This window comes from Bradyrhizobium sp. MI1.4 (genome assembly GCF_055811315.1).
Genome location: NZ_JBVVPP010000023.1, coordinates 49,179 through 65,747, shown reverse-complemented (window position 1 = coordinate 65,747; position 16,569 = coordinate 49,179). Strand labels below are relative to the sequence as shown.

The window sequence follows — 16,569 nt, the reverse complement described above, 5'->3', positions numbered from 1 at the left end:
CCAGCCGCATGGCGGCCGCGGACTGCCGCCGCTTGAATTGGATCGCTCGAATAGAGGAGAAATCAATCGTAGGCGTTGCGTCATTTCGCGGCGCGCGGCACTCGCTGGTTATACGTTGTGGCAGGCGATCGTCCGACCGTCCGCACCGACAAATCGAAGTTGTGGCACATCGACGAGACAGCGATCGCTGGCCATAGGGCAGCGGGGCGCATATGCACAGCCGTGCGGTCGCGTGAAGAGGCTTGGCGGTTCACCCATTTCGATCGCGCCCTGGATCCGTTTCGATGGATCGGGCTTCGGAATTGCCGCCACCAACGCGCGCGTATAGGGATGGAGCGGATGATCCAGGACCGTCCGCGTCCCGGCCTGCTCCACGATGCGGCCCATATACATGACAGCAACGCGGCTGCTGATCTGCCCGATCACGCCAAGGTCGTGCGAGATGAAGAGCATCGACAGTCTCAATTGGTCACGCAGATCCATCATCAGATTGAGCACTTGGGCCTGCACGGACACGTCGAGGGCCGAGACCGGCTCGTCGGCGACGATGATGCACGGCGTGGGAAGAATGGCGCGTGCGATTCCGACCCGTTGCCGTTGCCCGCCACTCAGTTCGTAGGGGTAGCGAGCGGCGAAAGACGGGTTCAACCCGACGGCCGTCAAGGTGGCAGCTATGGCCGCGCTGCGCTCGGCGCGGTTCTTGAAGAAGCCGCTGATGTCGGCCGCCTCCGCCACCGAATCTCCAATTGCGCGCCGCGGGTTGAGCGATGCATTGGGGTCCTGGAAAACCATCCGGACGCTCAGACGCATCTCGCGGAGGCCGGAGCCGCGGGCTCCGATCATTTCGGTTCCCTTCAAATTGAAGTTGCCGCTGTCGGGCTGGACCAGCCCGACGAGGGCTCGGCCCAGCGTGGTCTTGCCGCAGCCGGACTCGCCCACGATCCCGAGGACCTCGCCTTCGGCCAGCGACAGCGATACACCATCCACCGCCTGCACCCGGTATTTCCGACCGGCCCGCCTGGCACTGAACGAGACCATCATGTCCCGGACCTCGAGGATTACATTGCCGCTCATGGCAGCTCTCCGCCGGCCAGCGGAAACGCGCAGAGCACCTCGTGCCCTTGGGAAGCCTCCAGGCGGGGCGGGGTCGCCACGCGGCACTCATCGCGCACCGCTGCGCAACGCAAGGCAAACACGCAGCCAGCGGCGACCGAACCTGGCAGCGGCGGCTGACCAGAAATGGTCGGCAGCCGGCGCGCGCCGGAATTTCGCGACGGCATGCAATCCATCAGTCCGCGGGTGTAATGATGACGGGGTGCGCCGAACAGCGCATCGACTGAAGCGGTTTCCACGATCTGGCCGGCGTACATGACAGCGACACGATCGGCGAGCTGCGCAATGACTCCCATGTCGTGAGTGATGAACAATATCGCCATATCGAGCCGATTGCAGAGCTCGCGCAAGAGCCCGAGAATCTGAACCTGTATGGTGACATCCAGCGCAGTGGTCGGTTCGTCGGCGACCAGCACCTGTGGCCTGCAGGCCAGCGCAATCGCGATCATGACCCGCTGGCGTTGGCCTCCGGACAACTGATGGGGATACGCGGACAGCTGCATTTTGGGGTCCGGCATACGTACCAGTTCGAGCAGTTCGCGCGCACGGACCAGCGCCGCTGCGCCCGAAATTCCCTCATGCACGCGTACGGCTTCGGCGATCTGATCGCCGATCCGACGAACAGGGTTCAGTGAGGTCATCGGCTCCTGAAAGATCATTGCCATGCGGCCGTGGCCCGCTTCGACACGTTGCCAGGGCTGCAGCTGCGTTACGTCGCAGCCCTCCAACAGGACGCGCCCGGCCCGGACTCGGGGACCGGGCTGCGGCAGCAATCCCATGACCGCAAGCGAGGTCATGCTCTTTCCGCAGCCGGACTCGCCGACGAGGCCGAGGATTTCGCCCTTGGCCAAGCCGAAGGACACGCCCGCGACGATGTCGACCGGCGCGGTTTCCGGCCCCACTGACACCGTAAGGTCGCAAACTGTCAGCACGGCCTAACCCTTCTCACCAAAGACTTGACGGAACCGCGGATCGAGTCGATCGCGCAATGCATCGCCGACCAGGTTCAGAGAAAATGCCGTCGCCACGATCATCATGCCCGGGAAGAAGAGCAGCCACGGCGCGCGGGTGATGAAGGTCCGTGACTCCGCCAGCATATTGCCCCAGCTCGGAATGTCCGGAGGGGCGCCGAGGCCCAGGAAATCGAGTGAAGCCGCGCCGAGCTGCGCGAACGCGAAGACGAAGCTGGCCTGCACGAGAAGTGGCGAGACCAGGTTCGGCAAGATGTGCCGACTGATGAGCCATGCCGCTCCGGCGCCCATGCTGCGGGACGCCTCGACATAGGTTTCCGCGCGCAAGCGCAGCGTCAGTCCGTAGACGATGCGGGTCGTCGTCGTCATGTAGCCGATCCCAATGGCCAGAATGACGGTGGCCACACTCGGGCTCAAGATGACAATCAGGCCAAGTGCGAGAAGCAGAGTCGGGAAGGCCATCAGCACGTCGACCATGCGCATCAGCAGGTGACCCAGCCGCGGGAACAGTGCGGAAAGTACGCCGGCCGGAACGCCTGTCGCGAGAGCGAAGACGACCACGCCCGAGCCGATCAAAAGTGCCATGCGTGCTGAATGAATGGTGCGCGACAGGGTATCCCGGCCGAATTGGTCGGTGCCGAACCAGTGGGTCATGTTCGGGGGCGTCAGGCGGATCAGGGGATCGATGGCATACGGATCGTAAGGCGACAGCCAGGGTGCGAAGACCGCGGCGAGCACAGTCGCCAGAAGGACGCCGAGCCCGGCCAGCGCGATCGGGCGGGCGATGAACGGCTTGAGCCACAATGTCACGCTGTTGCTGCTCATTGAAGTTCAACCCGCGGATCGAGCAGACGATAGCTCAGATCGACGATCAGATTGATCAGGAGATAAACCACCACGATGACCAGGATGACGCCCTGGATCACAGGGTAGTCTCGGCGAAGGATCGACTGAACGACGAGGCGGCCGATGCCGGGCAGGGCAAACACGGTTTCGGTCACCACCGCCTCGGACAGCAGCGCGGCGAAGGTGAAGCCGAAGGCCGAGACGACCGCCAGGAGTGCATTGCGCCAGATGTGGCGGCGCACGACCTGCCACGGCCGGATTCCCTTTGCCCGCGCCGTGCGCACGTAGTCCTCCCGGGAGACGTCGAGCATGCTGGCGCGCGTCAGCCGCAGGATCAAAGCAGCATTCGGAGCCGCAAGCGCCAGGCTGGGGAGGACGAGATAGCGGAGATTGACGACACCGCCTTCGAAGATCGACGGATAGCCGGAGCTCGGAAACCAGCCGAGCCACGCGGCGAAGATCAGGATCAGATAGAGCCCGACCCAGAACGTGGGTATCGAGGCCATCAGCATCGCCCCACCGGACAATCCCTGATCGAGCCACGTGCCGTGCCGGACCGCCGCAATCATTCCGATCGGCACGCCGATGACGGCAACCCAGATCATCGTCATGGTGGCGAGCAAGGTGCTGGTCTCGGCGCCGTCGGCAATCACCGACAGCACGGGCGCCTGGAAGAAGATCGACCGCCCGAGGTCGCCCTCGAGCACATGGCCGGCCCAAGTGAGATATTGCAGGATGATCGGTTGGTCGAGACCGAGCTGGTGTCGCAAGGCGTCGATCTGGTCGGGAGTCGCGGTATCACCGAGCAAAACATAGATCGGGTCACCCGGCACGATATGGATGAACGCGAAGATGATGATGGACGCTGCCAGCAGCGTCACCGCCGTCGTTCCTGCGCGCTTGAATGCGTAAGACCACATGTGATTGGGCGCCTGTCAGCGGCAACGATGCGCGCCGGCGCCGGCGCTCGACAGTCCTCGCGGCCTCATTGCCCGTCCTTATTTCGTGGACACATTCCAGAACACGGGACCGTTTGGGTTGAGCCCCTTGAGCTTGGGAGAAGCAATGTCGTAGGTGTAGGCATCGCCTACTTTCATCACCGGTACCTGCTCATAGATCAGCGACTGGATCTTGTCCCATGTCGACTTGCGCGCGGCTGGATCGGTCGTGTTGATCAACTCGGCCCGAAGCGAGCCGATCTCCGGGCTGTCCCACCAGCCGGGATAGCTCGCATTCAGGAACGTGAGCAGCAGCGGGTCCGGCGCGAAGGAATGGTGGGTGACGAAGATGTCCCACTGTTCCGGTTGGCCGCGCATCTTCAGAAGGGTCGCCCAATCGACGACCATCATCTGAACATTGATTCCGGCGTCGGCCAGCTGACGGGTGAAGACAGAGGCTTCGTCATAGTGTGCCTGATAGTTCGTCGAGACCAGCAGGCGGATCGGCGTCCCCGTGTAGTCCGCCTCCTTTGCGAGCTCCTTGGCCTTCTTCGGATCGTGCGCACTATAATTTGAGGCGCCTTCCGTCGAGTACCAGGGGGTGCCATTGGGAAAGATCGATCCTTCGGCATTCCACAGGTCTTTGGGACCGAAGGCGACGCGCAGCGCCTGCGACTTGTCCAACGCGGTCTGGATGGCGCGGCGGAGCTTGTAATTGTCCTTCAGGATTCCCTGCTTCGAGTTCATGAAGAAAAGGCCGAAGATCGGCGCGTTGGTACGCTGCACCTGGACCGATGGATCTTTGCTCAGGGACTCGTACAGATCGCCGGAGATCATTTCCGCGTAGTCGTAGTCACCCGCCTGCACGCCGCTCACGCGCGTGCCGACGTCAGGCACCGGAATGAACCGGATCTTGTCGAAGCTCGCAACGCGGGCGCCGGCGAAGCCGTCACCCTTTTCCTTCACCGGCTTGTAGCCCTCGAACCTCTCCACCTCGACATAGCGGTTCGGCCGCCACTCCACGAACTTGTAGGGCCCGGTGCCGATATAGTCCTTTTGCTCGATCGGCCGGTTCCCCGCTTTGGCGGCTATGTCTTCCGGATAGATCACAAGACCGCCATTGACGTCCGCAATGAGAGCCTTCCAGGCGCCGTTCGGCGCGGACAATTTCAGCGTGACTTCATACTTTCCGGTCGCCTCGACCGACGTAGCCGCCGCCATCAGGAGCTTGCCGCGCGCACCGAAACTGCCCCATCGCGTCATCGAGGCGACCACGTCCTTGGCGGTCATCTCCTTGCCGTTGTGGAAGAGGACACCTTCGCGGAGCTTGATGACGATGGTCCGACCGCCGTCTTCCGTGCGATCGCCCTCGGCCAGCATCGGACGCGGCGTATAGGTCGAGTCTAGCGCATACAGGGTCTCGAAGATGTGGCGGCCGATGACCGATGCGACGTCGGCGGTCGTCAGCATGACATCGAGCGGCGGCGGTTCTCCGATGGTGGCTTCGCGTAGCAGGGTGGCGGCATTGGCCTGCGCAATCAAAAATGACGCGGTGGCCAGCCCCACGACGCCACGCATCAAGACACTTGGACCGTATCTCATGATCGCCCTCCCGCCTTGTTGAGCCGCCTGCTTCCCGGTGCAGGGATGTGCCTTTCAGCTGTTGGGCTGACGGCACGCTATTGCTTGTTTGAAAGTTACATACACAATTTGGCAATTATCAAGCAGAAAATGCTGTTATTGATGTGGCATGCCGATATACGTTTGGTCGATGCTGAAGGTTTCTTACGGCAGCTTCTTGCCAAGGGCGCAGGTTGATCTGACCTGGGAAAGGGCGGGCAATGGCGCGTGCAAAGCGAAATCACCCGGCGAGAGCCGTTGGTGCAGCAATCTCGAAGCCGCCCGGCGACGACAATGTCGTGGCCGGCGACATCATCTCCCTCATCAGGCAGAGCGCTCTAAGCCTCAGCCCGTCCGAGCAACGCGTTGCCACGGTGCTGCTGGCCGATATGGAGTTTGCCGTTCACGCCAGCAATTCCGAGTTGGCCCGTCGGGCGCGCGTCAGCGAGCCGACGGTAACCCGGTTCAGCCGCTCCGTCGGTTGCCGGGGCGTCCGCGACCTCAAGGTGAGGCTGGCTCAAGCAATGGCGGTCGGGCGGATTTACGTTGAGCTTCCCCCGCATGTCGGGACCGATCTGGCGCGCCCCGCGCTCTGGCGGTCGGTGTTTCAGGAAATTCGCCGTGCAATTGCCGCTGCCGAGGAGGGACTTCGCAAGGAGGACATCGAGCGGGCTGCCGAAGCTATCTCCCGCTGTTCGAAGCTTGCAGCGTTCGGGGTGGGGGGCGGTTCCACTCTTGCGGCGGCGGAGGTTCAGAACCGGTTCTTTCGTCTTGGGATTGCCGTCTCGCATGCCTCCGATCCGAGCTTGATGCGCATGATTGCCGCGACCTTCGGACGGGATGATGTCGTCGTTGCCATCTCGACCACCGGTGCAGCCAACGAGGTGATCGAGGCAGCCAGTATCGCCAAGCAATACGGCGCCTTGGTCATCGCAATTACCAAGCCGCAAAGCAGGCTGGCCTCGATCGCCGATATTGCGCTTGGCGTACACGTGCCCGAGGCGCCCGACGCGCTCAAGCCGACGGCGTCGCGCTATGCATTTCTCGCCACCATCGATCTGCTTGCGGCGTCAACTGCCTATTGCAAACCGCTCGAAGTCCAGGCGCGCATGCGGCGGATCAAATACGAGTTGCTGAAGGGGAGCGACGGGGACGCCAAAGGGCCGCTGGGAGACTGAGCGGGCAATTAGCCCACCGCCCGCCTCTCGGGATTATGTTCGCAATATGGCCTCGATCTCTTGCGCTGCTTCAAGCAGCGTGCGGTCTTGTCCGCGCGCGGCGATGACCTGAAGGCCGAATGGAAGTTCGCACCGATCCGTTCCGCACGGCAGCGAAATCGCCGGCAGACGAGCATGATTGACAAAGGGCGTTAACGCCGCGTGCGCGCGCGGGCTCGCCGCGCGGCCACCGATCATGTCGGGTCCGAGCTGGGTGAATGGCCAGGCGACACAGGGAACGGTTGGCGCCAGCAGCAGATCAACCTCGGTGAAGAATGCCGCGAAAGCATTGGCGATTGCGGCGCTTGCCAGCAGCGCACCGGCAACGTCGGCGCCCGACCACGACAGCCCTCGCTCGATCTGTCTGGCGATGTCAGGATCGAACACGGTCGGATCCTCGCGGAAGGCATCTCGATAGAGTGCGGCGAGGCCGGCCTGCTGAAGCGGCATGATAGCCTCTTCCGTCGCGCCCGCCGGCCAGACGGGATCGCGCTGCGCGATGCTGAGGCCAGCGGCGGAGAGACGCGCGATGGCGAAAGCGAGCCCTTCAGCGACAACATCGTCGACGGCGACGTCGAGCCCAAGGCGCGGCGAGAACGCGATGCGCAGACCGGCGATGTTTTTGGCCTCTTGAGCGATGCCGGCTGAATCCGGATCGCGCGGATCGACGCCGGCCATGGCCTCGAACGCCAGCGCGATATCGGCAACGTCAGTGGCGATCGGCGCGATGACGGAGAGGCCGAAAAACGGTTCGGCGAAGCCTGGCCCATAGGGGATCGCGCCATAGGACGGTTTGAACCCCGCGACGCCGACATGGGCCGGCGGCCTGCGGCTCGAGCCGCCCGCATCGGTGCCGATCGCTAGCGGCACGAGGCCGGCCGCAACCGCCGTGGCAGGGCCGCCCGACGAGCCGCCGGGCGTCAACGTGGGATCCAGCGGATGCCGCGTTGGCCCATACAGCGGCGAGGTGGTCACGCCCTTGCAGGCGAATTCCGACGTTGCGCCGATGCCGACGACGACGGCGCCGGCCTTGCGCAGCTGCTCGATTGCAATCGCATCCTGCGGCGCGACGAATTCGGCGAACAGGCGCGAGCCCTGTGTCACACGCCAGTCACGGACCCAGATGTTGTCCTTGACGACGACGGGGACACCGGCGAGCGGCATCGTCTCGCCGGCACGCAGGCGATCATCGACCGCTGCGGCGTCGGCAAGCGTACGCGCAGGAGCGGTCGTCACCACTGCGTTCAGCGCCTTGGCGGCCTCGATGCGCGCAAGCGCGGCCTTGGCGGTCTCGACCGCACTCGCTCGTCCGGCGGAGACGTCGGCCGCAATCTCGCACGCGCTACTTCTTCCCTTTGTCATGGCCTCCCCAGACCAGTGCCAATGTGCCGCAGAGGGCGAGGCAAGCCAAGGCGAAGAAGGCAGCACCGAGACTGGCTGCGCTGTCCAGGAAGGACACCAGCGCCGGTGCTGCCAAGAGGCCGGCGTAGGATGCGGTCAGCACCGCGCCGGTGGTTTCGCCAATCCTGTCCTGCGGGGCGAGGCGTGCGATCTCGGCGACGAAGACACCGTTCCACCCGGAGGCCGTCAGGCCGAACAGAGTTGCAATCGCGAACTGGCCGGTCCGCCCGAGCGATACGCCATCGAGACCCAGCAGCGCGGCGCAGAACGTCATACCGAGGCCGATGACGACGAGAACTCCGCGCGAGGCATTGAGGCGCGTTGCGACGAAGCCCCAGCCGAGCCGGCCGATCAGGCCGCCGGCCTGGGCGCAGGCAAGCGCCATGCCGGCCTCGACATGGCTGAGGCCGAGCTCGCGGGTGCCGAGCGTGACGAAGACCGTATTGAGCGACACCTGCATCGCGCTGAAGGGCATCGAGGCCAGCGCCAGCATTGCGATGCGCCGGTCCGCGGTCACCAGTGCCAGCCGCGTGCGAAGGCTAAGCTCCGGCAGTGGCACGACCTTGACGGCGTAGGCGGGCCGCAGGCGCTCGAACCACGCTATCGCCAGCAGCGCACAGGCGCCCACGGCGGCATAGCACCAGGCGGGCCCGAGCGAGATTGCGATCGCGGGCAGAACCAGCGAGCCGCAGACGGCGCCGATCTGGTTTCCGGTCTGGCGAACCGAGAACACGAACGCGCGCCGCTCGGCCGTCACGAGCCGCGCCAGCAGCACCGCGCTTGCGGGCGTCTCCGGTCCGAAGGCGAGGCCAAGACAGAGGCCGGCTGCGAGCAGGGCCGCCGTCGAGCCGAGCGAAGCCAGCGCCATGCTGGCGATGATCGCCGCCGCGCAGAGGCTCGCGATCCGCATCGAGCCCAGGCGGGCGATGAAGCCGCCGCCCCAGAACGAGGCGGGAATGCCGACCGCGAACACGGCGCAGGAGAACATCGAGAGCTGCCAGACCTCGATATGGGCGCGCGGTGCCACCACGCCCGGCGCGAACAGAGCCAGAGCCACCAGCGCCTGCAATGAGGTCGTGGCGCCAAGCGCGGGCAGCAATGCGGGCGCTGGTCGAACGGCCGTGTTTGCGTCTACCATGGTGCAGCGCTCTCGGGGGGAACATTGTGGCAGGTGGCATTTCCATTCACGCGGTCGATGTGGCGAGCGGACGCCCGGCGCAGGGTCTGCGCGTCGAGATCTGGCGGATCGATCCGGACTCGCTGCGCGTCGCCGACGGACGGCTTGGTGTCAACGGCGTGCTCGATCATCCCGTTGCGCAGGGGGCGGGCGTGACGGCGGGCGAGTATGAGGTCCTGTTTCATCTCGGCGAGTTCTTTGGCGAGCGCGACGGATTTCTCACGGTGACCCCGTTCCGCTTTCGCATCAAGAATGTTGACGAGCATTTTCACCTGCCGCTGAAATTCACGCGCTGGGGCTATTCGCTGTTCCGCGGCGCCTGATCAGTTGGTCAGCCGCCGCGATAACCCCGTGACGCGCTCCATAATCGCGACCAACGCGACGGTTGCAATGATCAGCACGCCCGACAGCGCGGCGATGGTGACGTCGAGCTTGCCCTCGAGGTCCTGCCACATCCGGATCGGCAGCATGTCGGTGGCGGCATCACGCAGGAACAGCGACACCGGCACGTTGTCGAAGGACGACATGAAGGCGATGAAGGCGCCCGCGATGATGCCCGGCCGGATCAGCGGCAGCACGATGCGCCGGAACGTGTAGATGCGGCCGGCGCCCAGCACGGCCGAGCTCTCCAGCAGGGTCGGCTCCAGCTGGGCAAGCGCCGCAATCGTATTGCGCACGACATAGGGCACGCAGACCACGGTGTGGCCGATTACCAGCGTCAACGGCGACACCGGCAGGCCGACCAGCGAGAACAGCATCAACGCGGCAAGGCCAAAGGCCAGCGCCGGCAGAACCAGCGGCGACATGAAGAGGGAATCGAGCAGCCGCGCCGACAGCGTCGGTGAGCGCGAGATCGCGAGCGCGGCGGCAACGCCGAGCACCACGGACAGGCCCGTCGCCCACAGTGCCACGATGAGGCTGTTCTTGGCTGCGAAGTGCAGCTGCCAGGCGTTCCACAATTCGGCGTACCAGCGCAGCGAATAGCCCGGCGGCGGAAAACGCAGCGAGAAGCCGCTGGTGAACGAGACGATCAGCACCACCAGCGACGGCGCGATGATGATGATCAGCGCAATCGCGGCGATCAGGCTCATGACCAGCTCGAAACTGAACGCCTCCAGGGTGCGCTTGCGCCCGCTCATCACGCACCTCCATAGCCGCGCGACAGGCGGCCGAGCGTGGTGAAGACGGAGACGACCGCGAGCACCGCGAGCAAAAAGATGATCGAGATTGCGGAGGCAAACGGCCAGTTCTGCAGGGTCGAAGCCTGCTGGTAAAGATACATCGGCATGAACAGCATCTGTCCGCCGCCGATCAGCGACTGGGTGATGAAGGCCGTGATCGCGGCGGCATAGGTCAGCGTGCAGCCGGCGATCACGCCGGGCAGCGACAGCGGCAGCACGATCCGGAAGAACGTGCGCCAGCTTCCAGCGCCGAGCGAGCAGGAGGCGTCGTCGAGATTGGAATCGATCCGGCCGAGCGCGGTGATCAGCGGCAGCGTCATCAGCGGCATCTGCACCTGCGCCAGCGCGAGGACGACGCCGAACTGGGTGTAGAGCAGTTTCAGGGGCGTCTCGATGATGCCGAGCGATTGCAGCGTCGCGTTGATGATGCCCTGGCGGCCCAGGATGACGATCCAGGCGAAGGTACGGACCACGACGCTGGTCAAAAGCGGCAGCAGCACGATCAGGATGATGATGGTCTGAAGCCGCGGCCCGACCCGCTGGTAAAGCCAGGCGATGGGAAAGCCGAGCACGAGGCAGACGGCCGTCACCTCGGCCCCAAGCAGCAGCGTCGAGCCGAGCACGCTGAGGCTGAAGGGATCGGTGAGGAAGTGCAGATACTGGCCGAGTCCCCAATGGAGCGCGGCCGTGTCGTTGTGCAACGAGAGCCACAGTAATTGCAGCAGCGGCGCCACGAAGAACACTAGGAAGAACAGCGCCAGCGGCGCTGCCAATCCCATCCCGTAGGACGTGACGTCTCGTGATGCCGGTGCTGTGCCCATCATGAGTCCTTGAAGCTCTAGATCTTGATCTCGCGGTTGAAACGCTCGATCCAGGCCGAGCGCTGCTCGTTGATCTTCTTCCAGTCCTGGAACACGAATTTCTGCTTCAGCTCGGCCGTGTCCTTGGCGAGCACGCGCGCGATCTCGCCGCCCATCGCCACCTTGGAATTGGTCGGCACGATCAGGTAGGGCGGGTTCATCAGCGTGGTCTGCACTTCCGGGGTCAACGACGCCTCGATCAGCTTGAAGGCGAGCTCGCGGTTGGGCGAGTTCTTGACGATGTGGATCGTGGTCTTGAAGGCGATGGCACCTTCCTTCGGGGCCACGAACTCGACCGGCACGCCGCGCGCTTTCAGGATCTGGATGGCGTTGAAATTGCCGGGCGAGATATCGATCTGGCCCTGCTGGAACAGGGTGGCGAGCGCGCCGGGATTGGCGGCGACCGCGGCGAGGTTGGGCTTCAGCTCCTCGATCGCCTTGAAGCCGGGATCGACATTGGCTTCCGAACCGCCGCGCATCTTGGCGATCTCGACCAGCCAGCCGGTGCCGAGCGTCGAGTTAAGGTTGGTGATGCCAACGCGGCCCTTGAACTCGGGCTTCCACAGATCGGCCCAGGAGGTCGGCGGCGTCTTGACGGCTTCCGGATTGTAGGTGAGGCCGACGACCTGAAAGAAGGGGGCAGGGCCCATCGGCTCCTGGGCCTCGGCGATCAGGTCCTTGTAATAGGCGCTCTTCTCGACGGGGTATGGCTCGACCAGATCCTGGCCGATTGCGACCAGGGCCGGGCCGGGATCGTGCAGCATGACGTCAATCGGCGGATTGGCCTTGGCGGCGTTCACCTTGGCGATCTGGTCGACCGAGAGCATGGGGTCGAGCACCATCGCGGCATCGGCGTTCGCCTTGCGAAAGGCCGGCACCAGCACGGCCTTGTGCGCCTCCTCCCAGCTTCCGGTGAAGGTCGCAAACACCAGCGGGCGGGCCTGGGCGTAGCTCAGTCCGGGAAACGCCTTCATGGCGCCGAGTGTGAGTGCGGTCGTCATCAGGCTTCGGCGGTTCATGATCATGGTCGAACTCCCTCTGGACAAAAACTGAATTCAAAGCGTTGCAGGAAAAGCGTTTGCGAGCGACGGGGCGAGCGGCGCGAGGCGCACCGCGGCGCCGCTCTCCAGGGTGCGCGTCTCGCCGATGCGCGCCTGGGAGATCTTGACGCCGGAGCCGTCCGCGGTGGTGACCTCGTGGATGACGGTGGCTCCTAACGGCAGCGACATGCCGACCACGCCGGCAAAGCCGGTCTCGTCGCCAACGAATTGCAGATGCTCGGGGCGTATGCACACGGTGACGCGGCCGCCCTCGGTGAGAGCGCCGCCGGCGGGACGCGCAATGATTTCCGCGCCGGCATCGAGGCGGACTTTTGCGGCCGTGCGGTCTGCCGAGACGACCACGCCGGGCATGCGGTTGCTGGCGCCGACGAACGTGTTGACGAACAGGGTCTGCGGCCGGTCGTAGACGTCCGACGGCGACCCGAACTGCTCGAGCTTGCCGTGGCTCAGGACGGCGACGCGGTCGGCCATCGACAGCGCTTCTTCCTGGTCGTGGGTCACGATCAGCGTGGTGATGCCGGAGACGCGCTGGAGCCGCTTGACCTCGATCTGCATGTCGAGCCGCAGATTCTTGTCGAGCGCGGCAAAGGGCTCGTCGAGCAACAAGATTGACGGCTTGATCGCGAGCGCGCGGGCCAGCGCGACGCGCTGCTGCTGGCCGCCGGAGAGCTGCCGTGGCAACCGTTCCGACATGGTCGGCAGCTGCACCAGATCCAGCAAGCGCTGTGCTTCGCGCTGGCGGGTCGCCTTGTCGATCCCGCGCGCGGCAAGCCCATAAGCGACGTTCTCGCTGATGCTGAGATGGGGGAATAGTGCGTAGTTCTGGAACACGATGCCGACCGCGCGGCGGTTCGGCGGTAGCGCGTCGACGATGTCGTCGCCGATGATGATCCGCCCCTGCGTCTGCGCGATGAAGCCGGCGATGATGCGCAGCAGGGTAGTCTTGCCGCAGCCGGAGGGGCCGAGCAGGGCGATGATCTCGCCCCCTTTGATGTTGAGATTGATGTTCTCGACCGCGAGCGCGCCGCTCGGATAGCGGTGGGTGACGGCGTCGACCACGAGCGATCGGCCGCCTTGCGCTTCAGCCATGGTGTTGCCTCCCGTTGCCCCGGAGTAGAAAGCAAGTCTCATGCCCGCACCGGTCGCTTTTCGCCGCGAGGTTTGGCATGGTGGGGTGATGACGTCGGATCGATCGGTTTGCGACCTCACTGCCACGGCCCTCGCACGCGCCCTCGCGAAGGGCGAACTCTCCTCGCGCGACGCGGTCGAGGCGCATCTGGCGCGGATCGCGAGTCTTGATAGCCAATTGGCGGCCTTCGTGACTGTCGATGCGGAGGGGGCCCGCCGTGCCGCTGATATCTGCGACGCCGCGCCAACGCGGGTCGGCCCGCTGCATGGGGTGCCCATAGGGATCAAGGACCTCACCGACACTGCGGGGGTTGCGACCACGTACGGATCGGCTCTGTTCCGCGATCATATTCCGGCCGAAGACGATCTCGTGGTCGCGCGATTGCGGCGCGCTGGCGCGATCATTCTGGGAAAGACCAACACACCCGAATTCGGCTTCGGCGCGGTCTGTACCAACAAATTGTGCGGGCCGACGCGCAATCCGTTCGATCCGGTACTGACTTCGGGTGGATCTTCCGGTGGCTCCGCGGTTGCGGTCGCGGCCGGCATGGTGCCGTTGGCCCATGGCACCGATTTCGGTGGCTCCGTGCGCACGCCCGCAAGTTTTTGCGACGTCGCCTCGATCCGGCCGACGCCCGGTCGCATCCCGGCGCCGCATCGCCCCCTCGGCTGGGACATGCTCGCCACCCACGGTTTTCTCGCCCGCGGCGTCGACGATCTCGAGCTTGCGCTGTCGATCTGTGGGGGAGGCGATGTGCACGACCCACTCTCGATCGGTGTCGTCAATGAGGATCGGCCGGTTGCAGTGCGTCCCCGGATCGCAGCGACGCCCGATTTCGGGATCGCGGCCGTCGCGCGCGATGTCCGTGCACGTTTCGCCGCGGCCTGCGAGGCGCTCGGAGCCGTGGCCGATGTGGTGCCGTCCGCGCCCGATTGCGGCGGTGCGATCGAGGCATTTCGGACGTTGCGCGCCGCGCACATCGCCAACGGCTATGGCGAGCTGCTGAAGTCGCGCCGCGCCGAGCTGACGCCCACCGTGATCTGGAATATCGAGGCGGGCGCAAAGCTCTCCGCGGAGGACTATCTCAATGCCGAGCGTCGCCGCACCGCGATCTATCGCAGCTTTCGCGAGCTGTTCAGCCGCGCCGATTTCCTGGTAGCGCCGGCGGCGTCCGTTTTGCCCTGGCCGAATGAGATCAGCGACGTCACCACGATCGATGGCGCGGCGCTGGAGACGCCGATCGATTATCTCGCCGTCACCTTCATCGTGTCGCTGGTCGGTTTCCCGGTGCTGACCCTGCCGGCCCCCCGAGCGGAGAACGAGCTGCCGTTCGGTATCCAGATCATTGCACCGCCGGGATGCGAATCCCGCCTGTTTGCCTTCGGCCGTACGATTGAGAACAAGCTTGGTTTTTCGCATCGCTGGCCGCAGCTCCCCTAGTTATCGCGATGCTCGAGCCGGGCGGCGAGCGCATCGGCAAGACCAAGGGTGGGTTTGGCGGCGGGCCGGCGGTACGTGCCTGCGGTTGCCTTGCGCAGGCGAAGCGCGACCAGGGCCTCGGCCTGCTTCACCGACGCGATGACTTGATCGACGACTGGGACGGGGATCCGGTCGGCCACGCGCTCGGCGAGGCCCGAGAGCGGCGCACCTGCAAAAATCAAGACGTCCGCGTCGTCCTCCACGATCGCGCGCCTGGCGAGATCGACCAGCACATCCTCCTTCTCGGTGCCGACCTCGGAGATCGCCTGGAACGGCGTATCGAGCATGCGGATGCCGGCGCAGCGCTCCCACAGCCCGTGGGCGCGGACGCATTCCTCGTACCAGGGGCCGAGCGCCTGGGCGAAGGTGACGATGGCGAAACGCCGTCCGGCCATGCAGGCGGTCAGCATCGCCGCTTCCGCCATGCCGACCACGGGAATGTCGAAGGTTTCGCGCGCGGCGAACAGGCCGGGGTCGCCGAAGGCGGCGATGATCGCGGCGTCGACCTTGCGATGCTGCCCGGCCAGCATCTCCAGCGCAATGGCACCGCCGATCTGTGCCTCGGTGCGTGTCGAGATATAGGGCACGCCGCGGGTCGCGGTGCAGGGGATCAGCTCGGTCCCGGGCGCAGCCGCGCGCTGCCCGACATCCGTCATCAACTGGGTGACTGCGGTGCTGGTGTTCGGGTTGAGCAGCAGCAGCTTCATGATTGCGCCGCCGTCTGCTTGGCTTGAGAGGCCGCGATGACTTCGAGCAGCGCCGTGCCGGTGCGCCGAACATGGGCGCCGAGCAGGCGTCCTGCGGTTTCGCTATCGCGCGCCTCGAGCGCGGCAAGGACGCCGGCGTGCTCGTCGACCGAATTGCTCCAGCGCCGGTCGGCGCCGAGCGCGAGGTAACGCGCGCGCTCGGCGCGGGAGATTAGCGTCACGTGCGCCTCGCGCAGCGGCGTGTTGCGCGCCATGCGGACGATGGTGTCGTGGATCTCGCCGTTGATGGCGAAGTACTCGTCGAGCTTGCCGTTGCGATGATGACCTTCCATGCGGGTCTGAAGCGTGCGCAGGCGGGCGAGATCGCGCTCGGTGGCGCGCTCGGCGGCGAGCTCGGCGGCCAGCCGCTCGATGCCGGCCAGCGCCTCGAACAATTCCGAGATGCCGTCGACGGCGAGGTCGGCGATGCGCGGGCTGCGGTTGGGGCGGAGCTCAATCAATCCCTCGGCCGCGAGCACTTTCATCGCCTCGCGCAGCGGAGTGCGCGATACGCCCAGCTCCTTCGACAGCCTGGTTTCCTGGGTCTGCGATCCCGGCGGCAGCTCGCCGCGAATGATCATCGTCCGCATCCGCGCGGCGGCGCGCTCATGCAGGCCCATCCGTTTGAGTTTGGGCGACTTTCGGCCCGGGTTGGGTTCGGATTTTTGCGGCACGCCGGCCTTCCTGCTGACGTGCGATCGTAGCTAATTTCCTTCACGTGAGGTGCCCAAATAGAAGACGTATGTGGCTCAAAACACGTGCATATCGAATAAATTGTATGCAGCATGCAGATTGCGGGTTGCGTGGACCGATGCGGACGCGGATGATCC

Annotated in this window: 17 protein-coding genes; 4 read left to right on the top strand and 13 right to left on the bottom strand. The window is 65.1% G+C overall.

What is annotated here, in order from left to right; genetic code table 11:
- Positions 1–108 precede the first annotated feature (108 nt).
- The 5 genes from AC0L23_RS23580 to AC0L23_RS23560 form a co-directional block, all read right to left on the bottom strand.
- The gene (locus tag AC0L23_RS23580) at positions 109–1,074 is read right to left on the bottom strand and encodes an ABC transporter ATP-binding protein (RefSeq protein ID WP_018458743.1); all 966 of its coding nucleotides are present in this window, start codon (positions 1,072–1,074) and stop codon (positions 109–111) included.
- Positions 1,071–2,045 carry an ABC transporter ATP-binding protein gene (locus tag AC0L23_RS23575; RefSeq protein WP_026233650.1) on the bottom strand — a complete coding sequence of 325 codons (975 nt, stop codon included), beginning with the start codon at positions 2,043–2,045 and terminating at the stop codon, positions 1,071–1,073. Before AC0L23_RS23575 ends, AC0L23_RS23580 begins: the two co-directional genes overlap by 4 nt.
- Positions 2,046–2,048: 3 nt before the next feature.
- On the bottom strand, positions 2,049–2,909 hold the full coding sequence (locus tag AC0L23_RS23570; protein WP_018458745.1) for an ABC transporter permease: 861 nt from the start codon (positions 2,907–2,909) through the stop codon (positions 2,049–2,051).
- Positions 2,906–3,850 carry an ABC transporter permease gene (locus tag AC0L23_RS23565; RefSeq protein WP_007608695.1) on the bottom strand — a complete coding sequence of 315 codons (945 nt, stop codon included), beginning with the start codon at positions 3,848–3,850 and terminating at the stop codon, positions 2,906–2,908. The genes AC0L23_RS23570 and AC0L23_RS23565 overlap by 4 nt, the downstream gene beginning before the upstream one ends.
- Positions 3,851–3,928: 78 nt before the next feature.
- Positions 3,929–5,470: an ABC transporter substrate-binding protein gene (locus AC0L23_RS23560; RefSeq protein WP_473297677.1), complete on the bottom strand. Its 1,542-nt coding sequence runs from the start codon at positions 5,468–5,470 to the stop codon at positions 3,929–3,931.
- 15 nt (positions 5,471–5,485) lie between these two features.
- Here AC0L23_RS23560 and AC0L23_RS23555 point away from each other — a divergent pair, with 15 nt between their 5' ends.
- The gene (locus AC0L23_RS23555) at positions 5,486–5,686 is read left to right on the top strand and encodes a hypothetical protein (protein WP_157643066.1); all 201 of its coding nucleotides are present in this window, start codon (positions 5,486–5,488) and stop codon (positions 5,684–5,686) included.
- Between the two features lie 23 nt (positions 5,687–5,709).
- Positions 5,710–6,666, top strand: a complete 957-nt coding sequence (locus tag AC0L23_RS23550; RefSeq protein ID WP_456652362.1) for a MurR/RpiR family transcriptional regulator — start codon at positions 5,710–5,712, stop codon at positions 6,664–6,666.
- Positions 6,667–6,699: 33 nt separating this feature from the next.
- On the opposite strand, the gene AC0L23_RS23545 is transcribed toward AC0L23_RS23550, so the two are convergent.
- Together AC0L23_RS23545 and AC0L23_RS23540 are read right to left on the bottom strand one after the other, a co-directional pair.
- Positions 6,700–8,067, bottom strand: coding sequence for an amidase (locus AC0L23_RS23545; protein ID WP_473297672.1), 1,368 nt, complete (start codon positions 8,065–8,067; stop codon positions 6,700–6,702).
- A complete protein-coding gene (locus AC0L23_RS23540; protein WP_204510816.1) occupies positions 8,048–9,244 on the bottom strand; it encodes an MFS transporter in 1,197 nt (398 codons plus the stop codon). Before AC0L23_RS23540 ends, AC0L23_RS23545 begins: the two co-directional genes overlap by 20 nt.
- A 26-nt stretch (positions 9,245–9,270) precedes the next feature.
- Between AC0L23_RS23540 and AC0L23_RS23535 the strand changes: the two genes are divergently transcribed.
- The gene (locus tag AC0L23_RS23535) at positions 9,271–9,606 is read left to right on the top strand and encodes a hydroxyisourate hydrolase (RefSeq protein ID WP_026233653.1); all 336 of its coding nucleotides are present in this window, start codon (positions 9,271–9,273) and stop codon (positions 9,604–9,606) included.
- Here the strand turns inward: AC0L23_RS23535 and AC0L23_RS23530 are convergent, their stop codons facing one another.
- From AC0L23_RS23530 to AC0L23_RS23515, 4 genes are read right to left on the bottom strand one after another with little or no spacing between them, the layout of a single operon-like run.
- Positions 9,607–10,422 (bottom strand): ABC transporter permease, encoded by an 816-nt coding sequence (locus AC0L23_RS23530; protein ID WP_018458752.1) that lies wholly within the window; start codon positions 10,420–10,422, stop codon positions 9,607–9,609.
- A complete protein-coding gene (locus tag AC0L23_RS23525) occupies positions 10,422–11,285 on the bottom strand; it encodes an ABC transporter permease (RefSeq protein WP_085362425.1) in 864 nt (287 codons plus the stop codon). The genes AC0L23_RS23530 and AC0L23_RS23525 overlap by 1 nt, the downstream gene beginning before the upstream one ends.
- A gap of 17 nt (positions 11,286–11,302) precedes the next feature.
- Positions 11,303–12,349 carry an ABC transporter substrate-binding protein gene (locus tag AC0L23_RS23520; RefSeq protein WP_007608710.1) on the bottom strand — a complete coding sequence of 349 codons (1,047 nt, stop codon included), beginning with the start codon at positions 12,347–12,349 and terminating at the stop codon, positions 11,303–11,305.
- 30 nt (positions 12,350–12,379) lie between these two features.
- Positions 12,380–13,474 carry an ABC transporter ATP-binding protein gene (locus tag AC0L23_RS23515; protein ID WP_473297669.1) on the bottom strand — a complete coding sequence of 365 codons (1,095 nt, stop codon included), beginning with the start codon at positions 13,472–13,474 and terminating at the stop codon, positions 12,380–12,382.
- A gap of 88 nt (positions 13,475–13,562) precedes the next feature.
- Between AC0L23_RS23515 and AC0L23_RS23510 the strand changes: the two genes are divergently transcribed.
- Positions 13,563–14,954: an amidase gene (locus AC0L23_RS23510; RefSeq protein ID WP_085362426.1), complete on the top strand. Its 1,392-nt coding sequence runs from the start codon at positions 13,563–13,565 to the stop codon at positions 14,952–14,954.
- Here AC0L23_RS23510 and AC0L23_RS23505 read toward each other — a convergent pair.
- Both AC0L23_RS23505 and AC0L23_RS23500 read right to left on the bottom strand, forming a co-directional pair.
- The gene (locus AC0L23_RS23505; RefSeq protein WP_018458756.1) at positions 14,951–15,700 is read right to left on the bottom strand and encodes an aspartate/glutamate racemase family protein; all 750 of its coding nucleotides are present in this window, start codon (positions 15,698–15,700) and stop codon (positions 14,951–14,953) included. The two genes, AC0L23_RS23510 and AC0L23_RS23505, sit on opposite strands and share 4 nt — an antisense overlap.
- Positions 15,697–16,413, bottom strand: a complete 717-nt coding sequence (locus AC0L23_RS23500; protein ID WP_018458757.1) for a GntR family transcriptional regulator — start codon at positions 16,411–16,413, stop codon at positions 15,697–15,699. Before AC0L23_RS23500 ends, AC0L23_RS23505 begins: the two co-directional genes overlap by 4 nt.
- Positions 16,414–16,569: the final 156 nt, after the last annotated feature.

Coding starts and splice junctions, on each gene's coding strand:
- AC0L23_RS23580 (WP_018458743.1), bottom strand. CDS start 1,074: ATGAGCGGCAATGTAATCCTCGAGGTCCGGGACATGATGGTCTCGTTC.
- AC0L23_RS23570 (WP_018458745.1), bottom strand. CDS start 2,909: ATGAGCAGCAACAGCGTGACATTGTGGCTCAAGCCGTTCATCGCCCGC.
- AC0L23_RS23565 (WP_007608695.1), bottom strand. CDS start 3,850: ATGTGGTCTTACGCATTCAAGCGCGCAGGAACGACGGCGGTGACGCTG.
- AC0L23_RS23560 (WP_473297677.1), bottom strand. CDS start 5,470: ATGAGATACGGTCCAAGTGTCTTGATGCGTGGCGTCGTGGGGCTGGCC.
- AC0L23_RS23550 (WP_456652362.1), top strand. CDS start 5,710: ATGGCGCGTGCAAAGCGAAATCACCCGGCGAGAGCCGTTGGTGCAGCA.
- AC0L23_RS23545 (WP_473297672.1), bottom strand. CDS start 8,067: ATGACAAAGGGAAGAAGTAGCGCGTGCGAGATTGCGGCCGACGTCTCC.
- AC0L23_RS23540 (WP_204510816.1), bottom strand. CDS start 9,244: ATGGTAGACGCAAACACGGCCGTTCGACCAGCGCCCGCATTGCTGCCC.
- AC0L23_RS23530 (WP_018458752.1), bottom strand. CDS start 10,422: ATGAGCGGGCGCAAGCGCACCCTGGAGGCGTTCAGTTTCGAGCTGGTC.
- AC0L23_RS23525 (WP_085362425.1), bottom strand. CDS start 11,285: ATGGGCACAGCACCGGCATCACGAGACGTCACGTCCTACGGGATGGGA.
- AC0L23_RS23520 (WP_007608710.1), bottom strand. CDS start 12,349: ATGATCATGAACCGCCGAAGCCTGATGACGACCGCACTCACACTCGGC.
- AC0L23_RS23515 (WP_473297669.1), bottom strand. CDS start 13,474: ATGGCTGAAGCGCAAGGCGGCCGATCGCTCGTGGTCGACGCCGTCACC.
- AC0L23_RS23510 (WP_085362426.1), top strand. CDS start 13,563: ATGACGTCGGATCGATCGGTTTGCGACCTCACTGCCACGGCCCTCGCA.
- AC0L23_RS23505 (WP_018458756.1), bottom strand. CDS start 15,700: ATGAAGCTGCTGCTGCTCAACCCGAACACCAGCACCGCAGTCACCCAG.